General features: G+C 75.6%; 2 protein-coding genes and 1 pseudogene. All 3 read left to right on the plus strand.

Translation table 11 applies throughout. The features are described 5' to 3' along the window. Positions 1-1,123: protein phosphatase 2C domain-containing protein (locus tag C1A33_RS23450; RefSeq protein ID WP_101833516.1), on the plus strand; the 1,123-nt coding region annotated here is incomplete at its 5' end. Then, complete coding sequence (locus C1A33_RS23455; protein ID WP_101833517.1) at positions 1,123-2,388, plus strand: VWA domain-containing protein; 1,266 nt, start codon at positions 1,123-1,125, stop codon at positions 2,386-2,388. The genes C1A33_RS23450 and C1A33_RS23455, both read left to right, overlap by 1 nt. Then, positions 2,385-2,664: pseudogene (locus C1A33_RS23460) on the plus strand (hypothetical protein); the annotation flags it as partial. The gene C1A33_RS23455 and the pseudogene C1A33_RS23460, both read left to right, overlap by 4 nt.

The following is a 2,664-nucleotide window of genomic DNA, read 5'->3' on the forward strand; positions in this document are numbered from 1 at the left end:
GAATCGGTCGGTAGGCAGCGCCTCGCCGCAGCTCTGCCCCGCCTGCGGCGCCGAGGCGCTGCCGACCGACCGATTCTGCGAGGCCTGCGGCACCGCCCTGCAGCAGCACGCCTCCGCGCCCGCCGATCTCCCGCCCGCACCGACACCGTCCTCGGGTCCGCCGCCCTCTGACGTCGTGGCCTGCGCCGAGTGCCAGGGCATCGAGGTCGACGCCGACGGCTACTGCGTGACCTGCGGTCTGCGGCGCGCGGCGGTCGACCCGTTCGACCACACCGAGATCGACCGCGGCCCGGTCGGCGGGGTCAGCGACCGCGGCCTGACCCACCCGACCAACGAGGACGCGATGGCCGCCGACGCGTCTGCCGCAGGCGGTGGGGCCCTGGTCGCGGTGGTGTGTGACGGGGTCTCGCAGGCCGCCGGATCGGGTCCGGGGGCCCGCGCCGCCGCCGAGGCCGCCCTGGCCACGCTGGCGTCGGCCACGCTGGCGTCGCGGGCCGCCTCGATCGCCGACGGCGACACCGGAGCGGACGGCGCAACCGGAGCGGACGGCGACACCGCCGATCTGGGTGGCGTCGGCGGAGCGGCCGGTGACGCGATCCGCGCCGCGGCCGCCGCCGGCCAGGCCGCGATCGAGGCCCTGCCGGCCGGGCCCGGCGAGGATCCGTCCTGCACCTTCGCGGCGGCGCTGTTCACGGGCGGCGTCCTGACCGTCGGCTGGCTCGGCGACAGTCGTGTCTACCTGCTCGACGGAGACGGCCCGAGGCTGCTGACCGCCGACGACACGGTCGCGGCCGAGGCCGCCCGGGCCGGCCTCATCCCGGCCGAGGACGCGGAGACCGCCCGCGGCGCCCACACGATCACGTCCTGGCTGGGCCGGAGCAGCCCGCGCACCACGCCGCACATCCACGTCGCCCATCCGACGGGACCCGGCCGGGTGCTGCTCTGCACTGACGGCCTGTGGAACCACGCCTCGCCGGCCGGCGTGCTGGCCGCCCTCGTCGCCGAGCTGCCGGCCGGCGCGTCCGCCGCCGAGGTCGCCCGTCACCTGACCGCCGCGGCCCTGCGCGCCGGCGGCCACGACAACATCACCGTCGTCGTCATGGACATTCCCGGGAGAGCCTGATGGTGTCGTTCACCAGCGAGGTACATCTGAACCCGCACCTGCCCGAGGAGGGCACGCAGGTCGACGCGGTGGTCACCGTCAACGCCGACGTGGGTGCGAGCGCGATCGGGGCCGGCCCGCGGGCGGTGGAGGTGATCCTGCTCGACTGCTCCGGTTCGATGGGCGGTGGCCGCAAGATGGAGGAGGCGCGGCGGGCGGCCGCGGTCGCCGTCGACACGTTGCGCGACGGCGTCTCCTTCGCGGTGGTCCGGGGCGAGTCGGGCGCCACGATGATCTACCCGGCCAGGGGCCTCGCCGTGGTGTCCGACCGGACACGGCAGGAGGCGAAGGACCGGATCAACCGGCTGGCGGCGAGCGGCGGCACCGCCATCGGCAGATGGCTGCTCGCGGCCCGCGACCTGATGTTCACCGCGCCCGGCGCGATCCACCACGCCCTGCTGCTGACCGACGGCCAGAACGGGGAGGCGCCGGAGACGTTCGCCGAGGCGCTGACCGCCTGCGAGGGCGTGTTCCAGTGCGACGCCCGCGGGGTCGGCGCCGACTGGAACGTCGAGGAGCTGCGCAAGGTCTCCACGGCGCTGCTCGGCACCGTCGCGTTGCTGCGCCGCCCGTCGGACATCGCCGAGGACTTCCGGACCGTGATCCAGACCGCGATGGACCGCGGCGTCGGCGACGTCCGGCTGCGGATCTGGGCTCCCCGGGGCGCCAGCGTCCGGTTCGTCCGCCAGGTCTCTCCGCAGATCGACGACCTGACCGCCCGGGCGGTGGCCGTGAGCGACCTTGTCCACGACTACCCGACCGGAGCCTGGGGATCGGAGACCCGCAACTACCACGTCTGCGTCGACGTGCCGCCCGCGCCGGTCGGCGGCCGGCGCCTGGCCGCCCGCATCAGCCTCCTCGACGGCGAGGACACCCTGTCGACGGCGAAGGTCGAGGTGACCTGGACCGATGACATCGCCGAGTCCACCCGGATCAACCCGGTTGTCGCGCACTGGACCGGGCAGGCCGAGCTGGCCAGCGTCATCCAGGACGGCATCCGGGCCCGGGCGGCAGGTGACGACGAGGGTGCCGCCACCGCGCTGGGCCGGGCGGCCCGCCTCGCCGCCGAGTCCGGCGACGTGGACACGCTGCGCCGGCTGGAGAAGGTGGTCGACATCGTCGACGCGTCGACCGGCCACGTCACCCTGCGCCGCAGGGTCGACAGACTCGACGAGATGGACCTCGACGCCTCGTCCACCCGAACCGTCACCCCGAAGGCGCCGTGAGCCCGCTCTGCCCGGACGGCCACCTGTCCACCGCCGACGACTGGTGCGACACCTGCGGCCTCCCCCTCACCCCCGGTCCGGCGGACGAGGGCGGCCTGGCGGACGATGGGGCTCTGGCGGCGCCGGCGACGCGGTCCACCCCGCCGCCCGGGACTCCACCGCCATCCGAGCCGGTCTGCCCGGTGTGCGCCGAGCCCCGCTCCGGCAGCCGCTACTGCGAGGCCTGCGCCTACGACTTCGACACCGGCGCCCCCCTGACCGCCCCCACCCCGCAGC

The sequence above is a fragment of the Frankia canadensis genome (genome assembly GCF_900197875.1).
Lineage (GTDB): Bacteria > Actinomycetota > Actinomycetes > Frankiales > Frankiaceae > Frankia > Frankia canadensis.